The organism is Flavobacterium sp. 5 (assembly GCF_002813295.1).
Taxonomy (GTDB): Bacteria; Bacteroidota; Bacteroidia; order Flavobacteriales; family Flavobacteriaceae; genus Flavobacterium.
The window spans coordinates 2581333-2599531 of record NZ_PHUE01000001.1; the positions used below are offsets into that span (position 1 = coordinate 2581333).

At 34.1% G+C, this 18199-nt stretch carries 11 protein-coding genes; 7 read left to right on the forward strand and 4 right to left on the reverse strand.

The window, feature by feature from the left end; translation table 11 throughout:
• The first annotated feature begins 64 nt into the window (after window positions 1-64).
• The 3 genes from dnaE to CLU82_RS10630 all read left to right on the forward strand — a co-directional run bounded on the left by dnaE (window position 65) and on the right by CLU82_RS10630 (window position 6410).
• Window positions 65-4588, forward strand: coding sequence for a DNA polymerase III subunit alpha (gene dnaE, locus CLU82_RS10620; RefSeq protein ID WP_100843072.1), 4524 nt, complete (start codon window positions 65-67; stop codon window positions 4586-4588).
• Window positions 4589-4680: 92 nt separating this feature from the next.
• Entirely contained in the window at window positions 4681-5553 is an 873-nt protein-coding gene (locus CLU82_RS10625) for an Abi family protein (RefSeq protein WP_100843073.1), read from the forward strand.
• Between the two features lie 302 nt (window positions 5554-5855).
• Window positions 5856-6410: a hypothetical protein gene (locus tag CLU82_RS10630; protein ID WP_100843074.1), complete on the forward strand. Its 555-nt coding sequence runs from the start codon at window positions 5856-5858 to the stop codon at window positions 6408-6410.
• Window positions 6411-6491: 81 nt separating this feature from the next.
• Here CLU82_RS10630 and CLU82_RS10635 read toward each other — a convergent pair whose 3' ends face one another.
• Entirely contained in the window at window positions 6492-6869 is a 378-nt protein-coding gene (locus tag CLU82_RS10635) for a hypothetical protein (protein ID WP_157813345.1), read from the reverse strand.
• 415 nt (window positions 6870-7284) lie between these two features.
• Here CLU82_RS10635 and CLU82_RS10640 point away from each other — a divergent pair, with 415 nt between their 5' ends.
• On the forward strand, window positions 7285-8982 hold the full coding sequence (locus tag CLU82_RS10640) for an alkaline phosphatase (RefSeq protein ID WP_100843075.1): 1698 nt from the start codon (window positions 7285-7287) through the stop codon (window positions 8980-8982).
• A 98-nt stretch (window positions 8983-9080) separates the two neighbouring features.
• Here CLU82_RS10640 and CLU82_RS10645 read toward each other — a convergent pair whose 3' ends face one another.
• Window positions 9081-10181: a DUF4407 domain-containing protein gene (locus tag CLU82_RS10645; protein WP_100843076.1), complete on the reverse strand. Its 1101-nt coding sequence runs from the start codon at window positions 10179-10181 to the stop codon at window positions 9081-9083.
• Window positions 10182-10413: 232 nt separating this feature from the next.
• On the opposite strand from CLU82_RS10645, the gene CLU82_RS10650 reads away from it, so the two are divergent.
• Both CLU82_RS10650 and CLU82_RS10655 read left to right on the forward strand, forming a co-directional pair.
• Complete coding sequence (locus tag CLU82_RS10650; protein WP_100843077.1) at window positions 10414-13233, forward strand: TonB-dependent receptor; 2820 nt, start codon at window positions 10414-10416, stop codon at window positions 13231-13233.
• A 73-nt stretch (window positions 13234-13306) separates the two neighbouring features.
• Entirely contained in the window at window positions 13307-14365 is a 1059-nt protein-coding gene (locus tag CLU82_RS10655; protein WP_100843078.1) for a phytase, read from the forward strand.
• 71 nt (window positions 14366-14436) lie between these two features.
• Here CLU82_RS10655 and pckA read toward each other — a convergent pair whose 3' ends face one another.
• Window positions 14437-16038 (reverse strand): phosphoenolpyruvate carboxykinase (ATP), encoded by a 1602-nt coding sequence (pckA, locus tag CLU82_RS10660; RefSeq protein ID WP_100843079.1) that lies wholly within the window; start codon window positions 16036-16038, stop codon window positions 14437-14439.
• A gap of 65 nt (window positions 16039-16103) precedes the next feature.
• Complete coding sequence (locus tag CLU82_RS10665) at window positions 16104-16505, reverse strand: DUF423 domain-containing protein (RefSeq protein ID WP_100843080.1); 402 nt, start codon at window positions 16503-16505, stop codon at window positions 16104-16106.
• A 306-nt stretch (window positions 16506-16811) separates the two neighbouring features.
• On the opposite strand from CLU82_RS10665, the gene CLU82_RS10670 reads away from it, so the two are divergent.
• The gene (locus tag CLU82_RS10670; protein ID WP_100843081.1) at window positions 16812-18182 is read left to right on the forward strand and encodes a saccharopine dehydrogenase family protein; all 1371 of its coding nucleotides are present in this window, start codon (window positions 16812-16814) and stop codon (window positions 18180-18182) included.
• The last annotated feature ends 17 nt before the right edge of the window (window positions 18183-18199 follow it).

The following is an 18199-nucleotide window of genomic DNA, read 5'->3' on the forward strand; positions in this document are numbered from 1 at the left end:
AATCCCTAATTTTGAAATTCACTTTTTGTAATTTTAAAAAATTACAATCACTTCATTTGCAATTATGTACTTAATATTCGATACCGAAACTACTGGATTACCCAAGAACTGGAATGCTCCAATAACCGATTCTGACAACTGGCCTCGTTGTATACAAATCGCTTGGCAGCTGCATGATGAGATGGGAACGCTTATCGAACATCAGGATTATTTGGTACAGCCAGATGGTTTTAATATTCCGTATGATGCTGAACGTATTCACGGTATTTCGACCGAATTGGCTCAAGCCGATGGTATTTCTTTGGCCGAAGTTTTGGAGAAATTCAATATTGCATTGAGTAAAACCAAATTTATTGTAGGTCAGAATTTAGGTTTCGACGTCAATATTATGGGAGCTGAATTTCATCGTGCTGGAGTAGATTCGCCAATGAGTTCGATGCCAGTTTTGGATACGTGTACCGAAGTTACTGCTTCATTATTAAAATTACCCGGAGGTCGTGGAGGAAAATTCAAATTACCAACATTGACCGAATTACATAGTTATTTATTCAACGTTCCTTTTTCGGAAGCGCACAACGCAACTGCCGATGTTGAAGCAACTACACGTTGTTTTTTAGAATTAATAAGAAGAGAGGTTTTTACCAAAGAAGAACTTGATGTACCAAAGGATTATTTTCAAACTTTTCAGAATAAAAATCCTCAGGAAATACCTTTAATTGGATTAAAACACATCAATCTTAAGAAAGCTTCAGATGCCATTAGAGAGCAATTAAAAGCATTAGTTTCTGATGATGTTCAAACTGTTATTTCTGATTCGGATAAGCAAGGTTTAAGCGAAGCGAAGTTTGCACATTTACACAATCACACACAGTTTTCGGTTTTACAATCGACTATCGGAATTGGGAATTTAGTTTCGGCTACAGCCAAAAATAAAATGCCAGCCGTTGCAATGACTGATACAGGAAACATGATGGGAGCTTTCCATTTTGTGAGTGCGGTAATGAATCATAATAAAGGGGCTTCCGCCAAAAATAAAGCTTTAGTTGAAGAGGGAGCAGAACCAACTGAAACAGAAATCAAACCAATTGTAGGGTGTGAGTTTAATATCTGTGAAAATCATAAAGATAAGTCCAAAAAAGACAATGGTTATCAGGTTGTTTTATTGGCTAAAAATAAAAAAGGATATCATAATCTTGCTAAAATGGCTTCCATCGCTTATGTGAATGGTTTTTATTATGTACCAAGAATTGATCGAGCCGTAGTCGAGCAGTATAAAGAAGACATCATGGTGTTGTCTGGAAATTTATACGGAGAGATTCCGAGTAAAATTCTAAACATCGGTGAAAACCAAGCCGAAGAAGCTTTGATTTGGTGGAAAGAGCAATTTGGAGATGATTTTTATCTCGAAATCATGCGCCACCAACAAGAGGACGAAAACCGAGTTAATAAAACCTTGATTGAGTTTTCACAAAAGCATAATGTTAAGCTGATTGCAAGTAATAATACTTTTTATTTAAATAAAGAAGATGCCAATGCGCATGATATTTTGTTGTGTGTAAAAGATGGTGAAAAACAGGCTACGCCAATTGGTCGTGGTCGTGGTTACCGTTATGGTTTACCGAATCAGGAGTATTATTATAAATCGCAAGAAGAGATGAAAAAACTCTTTTCCGATTTGCCTGATGCGATTATCAACATTCAGGAAATTGTAGATAAGGTCGAAATTTACTCGCTCTATCGTGATGTATTGCTTCCAAAATATGACATTCCTCAAGAGTTTGTCAATCCCGAAGACGAAACTGACAATGGGGTTCGTGGAGAAAATGCCTATTTGAGGGATTTGACCATGATAGGCGCCAAAAAACGATATGGAGATATTACAGAATCTATTCAGGAACGTTTAGACTTTGAGTTACTTACGATTTCGAATTCAGGGTATCCAGGTTACTTTTTGATTGTTCAGGATTTCATTGCCGAAGCTCGAAAAATGGATGTTTCAGTAGGACCAGGCCGTGGATCGGCTGCGGGTTCTGCGGTGGCTTATTGTTTAGGAATTACCAATATTGACCCGATTAAGTACGATTTGCTTTTTGAGCGTTTCCTGAATCCCGATCGTGTGTCGATGCCCGATATTGATATCGATTTTGATGATGAGGGTCGTGGTCGTGTAATGGATTATGTAATCAAAAAATACGGTGCCAATCAGGTGGCGCAGATTATCACTTATGGTAAAATGGCAACCAAATCGGCTATTCGTGATACTGCTCGTGTGCTAGATTTACCTTTGTTCGAAGCGGATAGAATTGCCAAATTAATTCCTGCAATGATGCCAGGGAAATGGAATCTAGCTCGTTTCCTTTCTGAATCAGAAGACGATGTAAAAAAAGCATTAAAAGGTGCTGATGAATTTGAACTTGTAAAAGAATTAATCGCCATTGCCAATGAAGATGATTTGGCAGGAGAGACGATTCAGCAGGCAAAAATTTTGGAAGGCTCGATGCGTAATACAGGTATTCACGCTTGTGGGGTGATCATCACGCCATCGGATATTACCAACTATGTACCTGTTACTACCGCAAAAGATTCTGATTTATATGTGACGCAGTTTGATAACTCCGTTGCCGAAAGTGCGGGATTACTAAAAATGGATTTCTTGGGTCTTAAGACCCTTACTTTGATAAAAGATACAGTCAAATTAGTAAAGTATCGTAACAACATTGATCTCGATCCAGATACTTTCCCGATTGATGATGTCAAGACGTATGAGCTTTTCCAACGTGGAGAAACGGTTGGAATCTTCCAATACGAGTCACCCGGAATGCAGAAATACATGAAGGATTTGAAACCTACTGTTTTTGGAGATTTAATTGCCATGAATGCTTTGTATCGTCCAGGACCAATAGAGTATATTCCGTCTTTCGTTCGAAGAAAAAATGGGGAAGAGGAAATTAAATACGATTTAGATGCTTGCGAAGAATACCTAGGAGAAACCTACGGAATTACTGTTTATCAAGAGCAGGTAATGCTTTTGTCCCAATCTTTAGCGGGGTTTTCAAAAGGTGATGCCGATGTTTTGCGTAAGGCAATGGGTAAGAAGCAGATTGAGGTTCTAGATAAAATGAAACCAAAGTTTATTGCGCAAGCTGCAGAGAAAGGACATGATGCCAAAATTTTAGAGAAAATTTGGAAAGACTGGGAAGCCTTTGCGAGTTATGCCTTTAATAAGTCACACTCTACTTGTTATGCTTGGATTGCCTACCAAACGGCTTATCTAAAAGCTCATTATCCTGCCGAATATATGGCGGCGGTACTTTCGAATAACATGAATGATATCAAACAAGTATCATTTTTTATGGAAGAATGCAAGCGTATGGGATTACAGGTTTTAGGACCTTGTGTGAACGAGTCGTTTTATAAATTTACGGTAAACGATGAATATGCAGTTCGTTTCGGAATGGGGGCTATCAAAGGGGTAGGTTCTGGTGCGGTTGCGACCATTGTTGAAAGTAGAAAAGATGCCAAATACAAATCTATTTTTGATTTAGCAAAACGCATTGATTTGCGCGCAGCCAACAAAAAAGCCATCGAAAACTTAGCTTTGGCAGGAGGTTTTGATTGTTTTACTGACACACACAGAGCACAATATTTTCACACTGATGGTGATGGAATTACCTTTTACGAAAAAGCCATCCGTTATGGTTCGAAGTTTCAGGAAAACGAAAATTCATCGCAGGTAAGTCTGTTTGGAGAAAGCAGCGATGTGCAAATTGCAGAACCTGTTGTACCTCCTTGCGAAGACTGGAGTACGATGGAGAAACTTGCCAAAGAGAAAGAAGTTGTTGGTATTTATATTTCTGGGCATCCTTTGGATGATTATAAATTTGAGATGAAATATTTTTGCAACGCCAGACTTGAAGCCTTGAAAAATATGGAACAGTATGTAGGTAAGAATCTAACTTTTGGAGGAATTATTACCAACGTACAACACCGTGTAGCGAAGAACGGAAAAGGGTGGGGAACCTTTGTCTTGGAAGGTTATGATGAGAGTTTTGAGTTTAAAATCTTTGGAGAAGAGTATTTAAAGTTCAGACATTTCTTCATTCAAAACAACTTTACCTTCATGAAGATTTTGATAAAAGAAGGTTGGGTAAATCAGGAAACAGGCAAAAAGACCGATCCTAGAATGCAGTTTGTTTTGGTACAATATTTACAGGATGTTTTGAGTACGTTTGCCAAAAAGCTAATCCTTCTACTAAATATTAAAGATATTGAAGCTGAGTTTATTCATAATCTGAATCGTTTGTTTCAAGAATACAAAGGCGATAATACAGTGTCTTTTGAAATCATGGAACTTGAAAAAATAAAGAGGATTGTTGAAACAACTCCCGAATTTGAAGAAACGGATGATACTTTTGTTGAAGAAACGGATGAAACTGCTGAGGTTGTAGAAACGAAACAAGTTACCGAAGTGGAAGAAATAAAAGTAGTTACCAAACTAGCCATGCCAAGCCGAAAATTGAAAGTTCAAATTTCTAATGAATTATTGTTTGAACTGGAAAAAATGCAAATCAATTTCAAGTTGAATTAAATTCAATGTTAAGAACTCATTTGGTTTGTGAATAAGTCAATTAGACAATCTCAATAAAATTTCTCCACCTTTGTTAAATAGAAATTACAATTATGGGGGGAATTGCAACTAATGTAGAAATACAAATTCAAAAGCTTACTGATAGAGGTCTGGAATTGGATTGGGGACTGGAGAAAACAAAAGAAATTTTGCTAGATATTGGTTACTATCGATTAGGTTTTTACTGGAATCCTTTTGAAATTGACAAAAATCATAATTTTAAAAAAGGAACAAAATTTTCGGATGTAGTTAAATTGTATTATTTAGATGTAGATTTAAAAAATATTTTAAACAAAGCAATTAACAGAATCGAAATTAATTTAAGAACTCAATTAATATATAGTGTTTCAAATAAGTATCCTGAATATCCAACATGGTTTGCAAATAAAAAGGTAATGTATCCTAATTTCGTTGATGATTTCCCAAAATATTATACTACTAAATTTAAAGAAAATAACAAACCAATTAAAAAACATCATGCTAATTATCCAAACGATATTTATGCACCTGCTTGGAAAACTTTAGAATTTTTATCATTTGGAAGTATTTACACTATGTATAATGCCTTACGGAATGAGGATTTAAAAATACAAATTGCAAATTATTATGGTGTCAAAAAAGTAAAAGTGTTTTTAAATTATTTCAAAACCATTATTTTTATAAGGAATATTTGTGCTCATAGTGGTTTGTTATTTGATTGTAATACTCCAAAAGAGATAGAGACTACGCCTTTAATTCAATTTAACAACAATAACAGGCATTCGTTAGATTCATCAATAAAAGTAATTTTATATTTTCTTGAAATAATTTCAACTGATAGGAAAATTAAAATTGAACAAGAAATTATAGACTTATTTAAAAGCCATGAAGACAATGTTTTGATAATAAGTATTATAACTAAAAAAATAGGGTATGTGAAAAAATAAATTTGATTGTTTTGATTTAATAATTTAAAAGCATTACTTTTGTACCATAGTGCCCAGCTAGTCATTTGCATTAGTGCTGCACTCAAAAAAAGTAAACATAACCCAGACAAGCTCTGGGTTTTTTTATTCCCAAAAGTGAAAATAAAAAAATATAATATAACCTGTTCGTTCGAATAGCTATCTTAGGCAAGTGCGAGTTTCTGGTTTGTATTCACAACAAGGAATGCATAAAACAAATTATAACCCTAAAAAATGTAGTTTTTTGTTTTGTAGATATTTATTAGAAAGGTAAAACTGTAAAAATGGAGTATAACAACAATAATATAGAGATCCCAAAAATAGACTTCGATGCAAACGGAGAATTTATAATTACAGCATCAGCAACATCTTCAAACCGTGACTTTGACTTTTTTGAAGGGAAGTGGAAACTTCGCAATAAAAAATTAAAATCAAAACTAAACAATTGTAAGGAGTGGATAGAGTTTGAATCGACACAGGAAATGTATAGTATTTTGAATGGGATAGGAAACATTGACAATTTCCTTGCGACATTTGATGGAGTACCATTTGAAGGAATGACGGTTAGACTTTTTAACCCAAAAACAAAATTGTGGAGTATTTATTGGGCTGACTCAAATGAAGGGATTTTGCAGCCACCAGTTGTTGGCTCATTTGATAATGATGTTGCGCATTTTTTTACTAAAGATACTTTTGAAGGTAAAGATATTTTAATTGTTTTTCGTTGGGATGCCAGAGACAAAGAAAATCCAATTTGGAGTCAAGCGTTTTCTGACGACAACGGTAAAACTTGGGAATGGAATTGGTATATGTATTTTAGTAAATTCCACAAGGAGTAAAATAAATCCAATCAATCAGTTCTTAATAAATTATAAAAAGCAAGCCTCGTTTTAAGCAATTAGAATGAGGTATTTTTGTTACTAAGTAGCCCCATCAAAATCATGGTTTACCATGATTTTGATAGGCACGCCTACCCAAACCATAGGCACGCCTACCCAAACCATAGGCACGCCTACCCAAACCATAGGCACGCCTACCCAAACCATAGGCACGCCTACCCAAACCATAGGCACGCCTACCCAAACCATAGGCACGCCTACCCAAACCATAGGCACGCCTACCCAAACCATAGGCACGCCTACCCAAACCATAGGCACGCCTACCCAAACCATAGGCACGCCTACCCAAACCATAGGCACGCCTACCCAAACCATAGGCACGCCTACCCAAACCATAGGCACGCCTACCCAAACCATAGGCACGCCTACCCAAACCATAGGCACGCCTACCCAAACCATAGGCACGCCATACTAAAACTATACCGCGCCTAAACAATTAATATGTACTACCTACCGAAATTAAAGGCAAACCTTTAAAAAGACTAGGTTTACCTGCCTTTTTTAAAGGGGAGACCTATTAAATCTAAAGGCTCGGCTGCGAATGTTAAAGGCTTGCTTAGCCAAAACGTAGGCTATACCTGCAAAATTGAGAGGTGAGCCTTAATATTAGTATGGCTTAGTATTTCATACAAGAAAAAGTAATTGATTTTAGTGTTTCGATTTAAATACTTTACATCTTTAAAAAGTAATAATATGCGAGTATTTAGTACTCATTGAATTAGTTATCTTTTAACGTTTTTTGATGTTATCATAATCCTTTAGTAACGTGTACTTTTCTTGATATTCTCAATTTTACAGAAAACTATAAATAGATATGGAAGCATCAAAAAATGGCAGAAGACAGTTTATTCGAAACACATTATTGGCAACTGGAGCAATTATTTTGGCTCCAAACTTTATTAGTTGTAGTGATGATAACAACGATAATGAGGAAGATAAAATTAATGCTGCCGATTATACAAAAATAAATTTTAATCAGGGAGTGGCTAGTTTTGATCCTACAAAATCTAAAGTAATCATATGGACTAGATACAATAGCCCTGACAAAAAAATACTTTGGGAGGTTTCGAAAGATATTAATTTTAGTAAAATCCTTAGAACTGGTACTATCACCACAGAATATTCGCGAGATAATACTATTGCTGTCGAGTTAACAGAACTTGAAGAAAATCAAAAATTATATTACCGTTTTAGTAATAAAGATGACAAAGCGATTTCGGTTATTGGAGAAACCATTACTTTTCCAGAAAATGCTTCTAGTATAAAGTTGGCAGTTTGTTCTTGTTCGAATTATCAGGCGGGTCTTTTTAATGTTTACAATGCTATGGCAAAATCTGAAGCTGATGTTATTGTGCATTTAGGAGATTATTTTTATGAATATGAAGCTGGAGGATATGGGGCCAATACTCAAAATGCATCTTTAAACCGTTTTCATCAACCTACACATGAAATTCTTTCTTTAGAAGATTATAGAACCCGATACAAACAATATAGATCGGATACCGATTTGCAATTAGCCCATCAGAAAAAACCATTTATATGCGTTTGGGATGATCACGAAGTAGCAAATGATGCGTATAAAGAAGGAGCAGAAAATCATTCGGCAGACGAAGGCAGTTATGAAACTAGAAAGCAGAATGCTTTACAGGCTTATAGTGAGTTTTTACCATTTTCGAGATTAGAAGCAAACAATCAAAGTCTGATTTATCGAAATTTCAATTTAGGAAATTTGGTAAATCTTACGATGTTGGATACTAGAATTATTGGCAGAGACAAACAGTTAAATATGAATGATTATATAACTGCTTCGGGTTTTGATGCGGTAAAATATCAAACAGATATCACCAATCCATCAAGAGGCCTATTAGGGACAACACAACGCAATTGGCTGGCACAAATAGTGGATTCAAATACGGCTAAATGGCAAGTATTGGGACAACAAGTATTAATGGCTAAAATGTATGTTCCTGCAGAAATGTTAACTGCTTTTGGATCACCAAATTTCACTTCTATTTTGACCGAATTGGTTACCCTAAAAGTAAGATTGCTGAATAATGACCCTTCACTAACGCCTCAAGAAATAGCGAGAATTAGTACTGTATTACCCTATAATTTGGATGCTTGGGATGGATATCCTATAGATCGTGAATTGATGTATAATACATTTGGTAATAAAAAAATCATAAGTTTTGCAGGTGACACTCACAATGCTTGGAGTAGTAAATTAACTAAACAAGATAAAACAGAAGTAGGGATTGAATTGGCAACTTCTGGAATTACTTCTCCCGGTTTTGAAGTCTATTTAGGAAATCCTAGTGCAGAAACTCTTAAAGCTTTTGAGGGTGCTTTAACAACTCTGGTTGACGATTTAAATTATTTTGATGCCTCCCGCAGAGGTTATATTTTAACAACTTTTACCAATAGTAATGTAAAAGCAGAGTGGGTATTTGTAAGTACTATTTTGTCTTCTTCATACTCAACATCAATAGGTCATACGGTTGTTTATTCTTAGTGGTTAAACTTGTGATTTGTAAATATAAAAAAGGGAAACTACTTTAGTTTCCCTTTTTTAATAGTAGTGTTCTTTTCTTAAAGAATGATTATTGTGTATTAAAGAGTCTGTTTTTGTCTTTCTAAAAATCCATTAGATTGGAGTTCCAGTAATTCTTCAGCATTTTTACGTTGCAAGTCGTAGAGTCTTTTGTCTTGTACAATGTCTTCATAAACCTTATCATGCATCAAAGCACTGGTTTTAATCAACAACTCACGTTGGTATTTATTTTGATCTAAAGTAGCTTTGAGAGCCGTTTCCAAATCTTCTAGTTTAAAATCATATTCTCCTTTGGGAGATAATAATTTAGCAATAATAGGCGAAGTTTCTATCGCTAAAAACAATAGCATTATGAAGAATGAAGGAATCCAAGGTAATTTATTCAAAGCATTTATTCTAGCCATCAAACCATCAAAACCATCAATAATAGGCTGAGTATCGGTTACTTTTTTGTCTAAATCAGTTTGTAATGTTTTGGTGCTTTTTTCCAGAACAGCAATTTTAGCCAAATTGTTTTTTCGGATAGTATCGAGTTCGCTGGAAGCTAAATTGTATTTGGAAATTTTTTCTTTAAAAATAGGACCTTTACCCATTTTTTTGGTGCCAGCTGTTCCTTCAGCTTCTTGAATATAGGCTTGATAAAGTGTGCTTAATTCCTTTTCTTTATTGGTAATCTCAGTTTTTAGATTTGTGATTTCAGATTTGTTTTTATCTAAATCAGATTTGAAAAAACTAGCAACTTCCTTCTTGTTATTCAAAGCCATTGCATTTTTTTCTTTCAATAAAACAGTATTGATTTCCTTCTCGAAAATTTTAATTTCCAATGGTTTCGAAATTACAATAGCAATAATGATGGCTAGAATTATTCGCGGAGTCGCTTGCAGAAATTCACTAGCAAAATTGTTCCTTTTTCGAATAGTAGAAACGATAAAGCGATCCAGATTAAAAATAAGTAAACTCCAAACGAACCCAAAAAGGAGTGCGGGAATAACATTGTCGAAAACGGTAAAAAGAGCGTAAGCACTGGCAATAAAAGCCATAACTGCAGTAAAAAAAACAGTAGCGCCAATACCAACATATTTTGTTTGTTCGCCTTCGGAACAACCTTCCAGGAGTGGTTTGTCAGCGCCTGAACACAGGATAAAAAATTGTTTTAACATGATTGAATGATTTTTGATTGATTGATGATGCAAATTTAACGCCAAATTTTTGATTCTCAAACTAATAGTTATTTTGTTTTTATTGGTTTAAAATATCCAGCAGGCTATAAATGTTATTTTAACATTAATAAGTTCGTCTTTTACTGATAAATCATAACACTATGTTAATTTTTCTTGATGAATTTAGTAATACTTAGGTTCTAGTTTTGCAACCAAATCAAACAAAAAAACAATGAAAAATTTTTATTTAGTAGTAACGCTCTTTTTATTAACGGCATCAGGTTATGCTCAGAAATCAATACTATCCGGAAAAGTATTAGATGCCGATGACAAACTTTCTTTGCCAGGAGCAATGATTCAAATTGTAGGCGAAAACAAATACACTACATCGGATTATACTGGTCATTTTGAATTTCTTAATATTAATGCAGGTACTTATCAAGTAACAATAAAATATATTGGTTATACATCAATAACCCAACAAATAACTGTAGAACAAGGGAAAAATAATGTACTTGATTTTGCTCTTAAAGTTTCGGGAACTGAGTTGAACGAAGTGGTTGTTGGAGACAATTTAAAGGGCCAAGCTAAAGCATTAAATCAACAAAAAAATAATAAAAATATTGGAAACGTAATCTCGTCAGATCAAGTTGGACGTTTTCCAGATGCCAATGTTGGAGATGCACTAAAGCGTGTTCCAGGTATCACGATGCAAAATGATCAGGGTGAAGCCAGAAATATTATCATTAGAGGTTTGGCTCCATCATTAAACTCAGTTACTTTGAATGGTGATAGAATTCCATCTGCCGAAGGCGATAACAGAAATGTACAGATGGATTTAATTCCGTCTGATATGATTTCTACAATACAAGTTAGTAAAACTCTAACTCCAGATATGGATGCAGATGCTATTGGAGGTTCCGTAAATCTAGTAACAAGGTCATCTCCAAATGGTGAAAGAATCTCTGCAACTCTTGCGGGTGGTTATTTACCAATACGTGATCATGCAAGTTTAACGGCGGGATTAGTATACGGGAATCGTTTTTTTGACAAAAAATTAGGAGCAATTTTCAGCGGTTCATATAACAATGTGGATTATGGTTCTGATAATATCGAAGACGAATGGACAAAAGATGATTTTGGAAATCAATATTTACAATCTTCAGCAATCAGAGAGTATGATGTACAGCGTATTCGTAGAAGTGCTTCTGTTGCTTTAGATTATAAGTTTAATGAAAATAACACCATTTTCGCTAACGCAATTTACAATTGGAGAACGGATAGAGAAAATCGTTTTGCGACTGTTTACGATGATATCGAAGCTGTTTATGATGCTGCTGATGAATCAAAAATTCTTCGTTTTGAGGGTCGTGGAAGACGTCAGACAAAAGGCGGTGTGGATAACGATAAAAACAAAAGCAGAAGATTAGAAGAACAACGCGTGCAAAACTACTCGCTTCGTGGTGAGCATTTAATTGGTTCAAATTTAGATTTAGATTGGTCTGCTAATTATTCGAATGCAAGCGAATATACTCCGGAAGAACGTTATATTGAATACCGTCAAAAAGGATTAGATTTGACTCAAGATTTATCTGATTCGAGATTTCCTTTAATTACGTCTAAAGGGGAATCATTGGATAAATATAAATTTAGTTCTACTACTGAAAATACTGATGATACAAGCGAAAGTGAGTTTGGAGCAAAAGTAAATATTCGTTTTCCGTTTACTATTTTTCCATCAGAAAAAGGAAGAATTAGAACAGGGCTTAGACTTCGAATGAAAGAAAAAAATAGAGATAATAATTTCTATACTTATACACCGTCGAACAGTGATATTGCATTACTTTCACAAGTTCCGACAACTTATTTTGACGGAAATGGATTTAATCCAGGTGACCAATATGTTGCAGGAGCTCTTCCTTCGGCAAACTTTTTAGGAAATTTAGATTTGAATAATGCCTCATTGTTTGATAAAGAATCTGATCCATCAAAGTACTTAACAGATAATTATAATGCCAAAGAAAATATCTATGCAGCTTATGTAAGATGGGATCAGGATTTTAATGATAAATTATCTATGGTTGTAGGTTTCCGTGTCGAAAACACTCATATAGATTATACTGGAAACCGTGTTTTAGATGAAGAAGAATTAGAATCAACAATCAACACTACAAATTCGTATACAAATGTATTACCAAGTCTTACTTTGGAATATAAAGCAACAAAAGATTTGATTTTAAGAGCTGCAGCAACGACAGCTTTGGCAAGACCCGATTATTTTTCACTAGCACCTTATGTAAACAATATCGCTTCTGATAAAGAAATTACGGCTGGAAATCCAAATCTGGATGTTACTTATGCATACAATTATGATTTCATGGCTGAGAATTATTTCAAATCTGTTGGATTAATCTCAGGTGGTGTTTTTTATAAAAAACTACATGATTTCATTTATAATTATAGCGATAATCAATACACAACTGAAAAGTTTGCAACTGATTTCCCAGAGCAGATTAATCCAATTCCAGCTGGTGAAAAATGGTCGTTTGTTCAGCCAAAAAACGGAGATAGTGTTAATGTTTATGGTTTCGAATTTGCCTTCCAACGTCAGTTAGATTTCTTTGAAAGTAAATTTTTAAAAGGATTCGGAATTTATTTAAACTATACTTTTACTAAATCTGAAGCTAAAGGAATTGCTGATGAAGATGGAAACGAAAGAAAAGATATTAGTCTTCCAGGAACTGCTCCACATATGTTTAACGGATCTTTATCTTGGGAAAATAAACGTTTTTCTGCTAGAGTTTCTACAAACTTCACATCAGATTATTTGGATGAATTGGGTTCTGAGTCTTATAACGACAGTTATTATGACAAACAGTTTTTTCTAGACGCAAATGCTTCTTATAAAATCACTTCCAAACTTCGTGTTTTTGCAGAAGCGAACAATTTAACAAATCAGCCATTGCGTTACTATCAAGGTGTTAAAGATCATACTAAACAAGCCGAATATTATCAAGCTAAATTCAATTTAGGTTTGAAGTTCGATTTGTAATAATCAATTTATATAATTCTTAAATTAGACAGAATGCAACGGTTCTGTCTAATTCTATTAAAACGAAATCATAATGAAAAATAAATCTATACTGACTATTTTACTTTTAAGCGTTTTATTCGCGGCTTGCAAAAGTTCTAAATTAGCTCCAGTTGCCAAAAGTGCTGTAAAACCAACTATTGTTACCGAGACTTTACCTCACGACACCGATGATCCTTCTATTTGGATTAACCCAACGGATGCTTCAAAAAGTATTATTGTGGGTACTGATAAAGATACTGATGGTGGTTTATATGCTTTTGATTTGAATGGTAAGATTCTAAAAAAATCAATTCCGTTAAAACGTCCAAACAATGTTGATATCGCTTATGGTTTAATAATCGATGGAAAAAAAGTAGATGTTGCTGTTACTACGGAGCGAGAAAGTAATAGAATAAGAATTTTTAGTTTGCCTGATTTGGAACCAATAGACAATGGTGGAATTCCTGTTTTTGAAGGAGAAACTTTGCGTGATCCGATGGGTATTGCTTTATATACACGTCCAAGCGACAAGAAAATTTTCGCAATTGTTGGAAGAAAATCGGGGCCTTCAGGAAGTTATCTATGGCAATATGAAATTTCAGGTTCTGGAAAAATCGCTACAGCAACTGTTGTTAGGAAATTTGGAGAATATAGCGGTAAGAAAGAAATTGAAGCTATTGCGGTTGACAACGAGTTAGGAACAGTTTTATACTGTGATGAGCAATTTGGAATCAGAAAATACATTGCCGACCCAGCTTTAAATGATAATAAAGAATTGGCTCTTTTTGGCAAAGGTGATTTTAAAGCAGATAATGAAGGAATAGCTATTTATAAAACGACTGGAACAACAGGTTATATTTTGGTGTCCAATCAACAAGCCAATACTTTTATGGTGTATCCAAGAGAAGGAGCAGATGGTAATCCAAACAATTATCCTTTATTAGCAGAAGTTCCAACTTCTACCATTGAATGTGATGGAGCAGATGTAACCAGCGTAAATTTAGGGGGGGCATATAAAAATGGACTTTTTGTAGCAATGAGTAACGGAATGACTTTTCAGTATTACTCATGGGATTTGATTCAGGAAAGAATTAATCAGGCAAAAAAATAAATTTTAAAAAACAAAAAAGCTGTTCATAACGAACAGCTTTTTTTTAGTTGAATTAGTAAATTAAAATTAACCTATGCAATTGGCGCTCCTGCTAATATTTCAGTATTGGCAAATTCTTTAAATTTTGTAAAATTCTCCTCGAATTTATGAGCTAATTCGATAGCTTTTACATCGTATAATTTTGGGTTTTCCCAAGTATTTCTAGGATTTAAAATTTCTGATGGAACTTCTGGACAAGATTGTGGAATTGCAATTCCGAATACGTCATGGTTTACAAATTCTACTGAATCTAATTGTCCTTTCAAAGCTGCAGTAATCATCGCACGAGTATATTTCAATTTCATTCGGCTTCCAGTTCCGTAAGGTCCTCCTGTCCATCCTGTATTGATTAACCAAACTTTTACATCGGCATCTTTCATTTTTTTACTCAACATTTCTGCATATTTTGTTGGATGCAAAGGCATGAACGGAGCACCAAAACAAGCCGAAAAATTAGGTTGAGGTTCCGTAACACCTGCTTCAGTTCCAGCAACTTTTGCAGTATATCCAGATATAAAATGATAAGCAGCTTGCCCAGCGGTTAGTTTAGAAATTGGAGGCAAAATACCATAAGCATCTGCAGTTAAGAAGAAAATGTTTTTCGGGTTTTTTCCAATAGAACCAGGTTGAATATTATCAATATGATCAATAGGATAGCTTACTCTTGTGTTTTGAGTTATAGAGATATCTTCAAAATCTACTTCATTAGTACCTGATTTAAAAACTACATTTTCTAGAATAGCTCCTTTTTTGATCGCTCTAAAAATGTCTGGTTCATTCTCTTCAGTAAGATTGATTACTTTGGCATAACAACCACCTTCAAAATTGAAAACAGTATTTTCATTTGTCCATCCATGTTCATCGTCACCAATTAGTTTTCTGTCTGGATCTGCAGATAAAGTAGTTTTTCCTGTTCCAGATAATCCAAAGAATATAGCTGTATCTCCATCTTCTCCCACATTCGCACTACAGTGCATTGGTAAGGTATTCTTGAAAACAGGTAAGATGAAGTTCAATGCAGAAAAGATTCCTTTTTTCATTTCACCAGTATAGCCTGTTCCTCCAATTAATGCTATTTTTTTAGTAAAATCCAGGATAGCAAAATTACTTTGACGTGTTCCATCAACAGCAGGATCTGCTAGAAATCCAGGGGCACAAATAACAGTCCATTCAGGAGTAAAATCCACTAGTTCTTCATTAGTTAGTCTCAAAAACATGTTGTGACAAAATAAATTGGCCCAAGCCGTTTCAGTAATTACACGTACATTTAGTTTGTAATTTGGATCAGCACATACATAAGAATCCCTAACAAAAATTTCTTTATTCGATAAGTAGGCAGTCACCTTTTTGTAAAGTGCATCAAAAGTTGTTGGTTCAAAAGGAATATTTACTTTCCCCCACCATACTTTGTCCTCTGTAATACTGTCTTTAACTATAAAACGATCTTGTGGAGAACGTCCAGTAAACTCGCCAGTATTTATTGCTAATGCGCCAGTATTGTTTTCAAGTCCCTGTCCAGATTGGATTGTAATTTCGTGTAACTCATTAGGGGTTAGTTGATACTTAATTTTTGCATTTTCAATTCCTAGTTCTTTTAACGAAATCGATTTCGTAAACAAAGCGTAATTGTCCATAAAAATAAATTTTTGTGAGTGTTGTTTATTTCACCGCAAAAGTATAATTTTTTTTTACAACCACATTATATTTTATATTTCTTTTTTAAAGGTTTTATTAAGTCAAAAAATAGTAAGAACCATGAAATAATAAGAAATACCCCGCCAATTGGAGTAATGAAGCCAATTACTTTAAAATCAAATGAAGTCAATGAATTGGTTGCCAAAAGATAAATAGATCCTGAAAAAAATAAAACACCAATAATGGTCAAATTAAGGATAGTCTTTTTTAATTTTTGATTGATTAAAGTAGTTGTTCCTATAAATAATAAAAACAAAGCATGGTACATTTGATAGCGTACTCCTGTTTCGAATGTGGCAAGTTGTTCGAGAGTGAGAACTTTTTTTAGAGCATGTGCTCCAAAAGCGCCTAAAATTATTGCAATCATACCAAAAACAGCTGCCGTTGAAATTATTTTCTTATCCATTTCGTTTTATTTTATATAAGACAAAAGTATTTCATAAATGTTTAAACTGAAAGCATTTTTTATATGACTTTTGCAGTACTTTTTTAGTAATTAAATTCGCTTAAATTTTTATTTTAAAAGATATTTCGATCTTTAAAAGATAAAAGTTTTCAAAACACTTGTTATAAATAAAACAATATCATAAGTTTGTGTTATATTTTTTTATTTCAAAATATAACGCGCGCTTAAAATAAAGATAAAAATATCTTGTTTAAGTAGAAATTATACTGAAATGTCAACTGTTTGGATTTTGAATTAAAACAACTTATGAGAACAATTCTAATTATAGGAGCAGGTAGATCCGCTTCATCTTTGATACAATACCTTTTAAACAAATCGGTAGCTGAAGACTTGCATCTTATTATTGGAGACCTGTCTTTGGCTTTAGCTGAAAAAAAGACAAACAATCACCCCAATGCAACTCCTATTGCTTTAGATATATTTGATGAAAATCAAAGACAAACTGCTATTCAAAAAGCAGATATTGTTATTTCGATGTTACCTGCTCATCTGCATATAGAGGTAGCAAGGGATTGTATTGTATATAAAAAACATCTTGTGACGGCTTCATATATAAGTGATGCGATGCAAGAATTAAATGAAGCTGCTAAAGCAAATAATTTAATCTTCATGAACGAAATTGGTCTTGATCCTGGAATTGATCACATGAGTGCCATGAAAGTAATTGATGAAATTAGAGAACAAGGAGGAAAAATGTTGTTGTTTGAATCTTTTTGTGGAGGACTTGTAGCACCAGAATCAGATGACAATCTATGGAATTATAAATTTACCTGGGCACCAAGAAATGTTGTACTTGCGGGTCAAGGAGGAACTGCCAAATTTATACAAGAAGGAACTTATAAATACATCCCGTATGTGAATTTGTTTCGTAGAACCGAATTTTTGGAAGTAGAAGGATATGGTAAATTTGAGGCCTATTCTAACAGAGATTCGCTGAAATACCGAAGTGTTTATGGTCTTGATGATGTACTTACTTTATATAGAGGAACTATTCGAAGAGTTGGTTTTTCTAAGGCTTGGAATATGTTTGTGCAACTTGGAATGACAGACGATAGTTATATCATGGAAAACTCTGAAAACATGAGCTACCGACAGTTTGTTAATTCGTTCTTACCATACCACCCAACGGATTCAGTCGAAATAAAAATGCGCTTGATTCTAAAAATTGACCAAGATGACATCATGTGGGACAAACTTTTAGAATTGGATTTATTCAATCGCAATAAAAAGGTGGGATTAAAAAACGCTACTCCTGCACAAATTCTTGAAAAAATACTTAGTGATAGTTGGACTTTAAAGCCACATGATAAGGACATGATTGTAATGTATCACAAATTTGGATTTGTCCTTAATGGTGAAGAAAAACAAATTGACTCAAAAATGGTTTGTCTTGGCGAAGATCAAACCTATACAGCGATGGCAAAAACCGTGGGATTACCGGTAGCTATGGCAACCTTACTAATTTTGAATGGAAAAATAACAACTCCAGGAGTGCAATTGCCAATTCGTAAAGAAGTGTATCTCCCAATTTTGAAAGAGTTAGAAGAATATGGTGTTGTATTCAATGAACAAGCAATGCCTTATGTAGGATATAATCCTGACAAGGTTTTTAATTAATTTTTTTTAGATTTTTA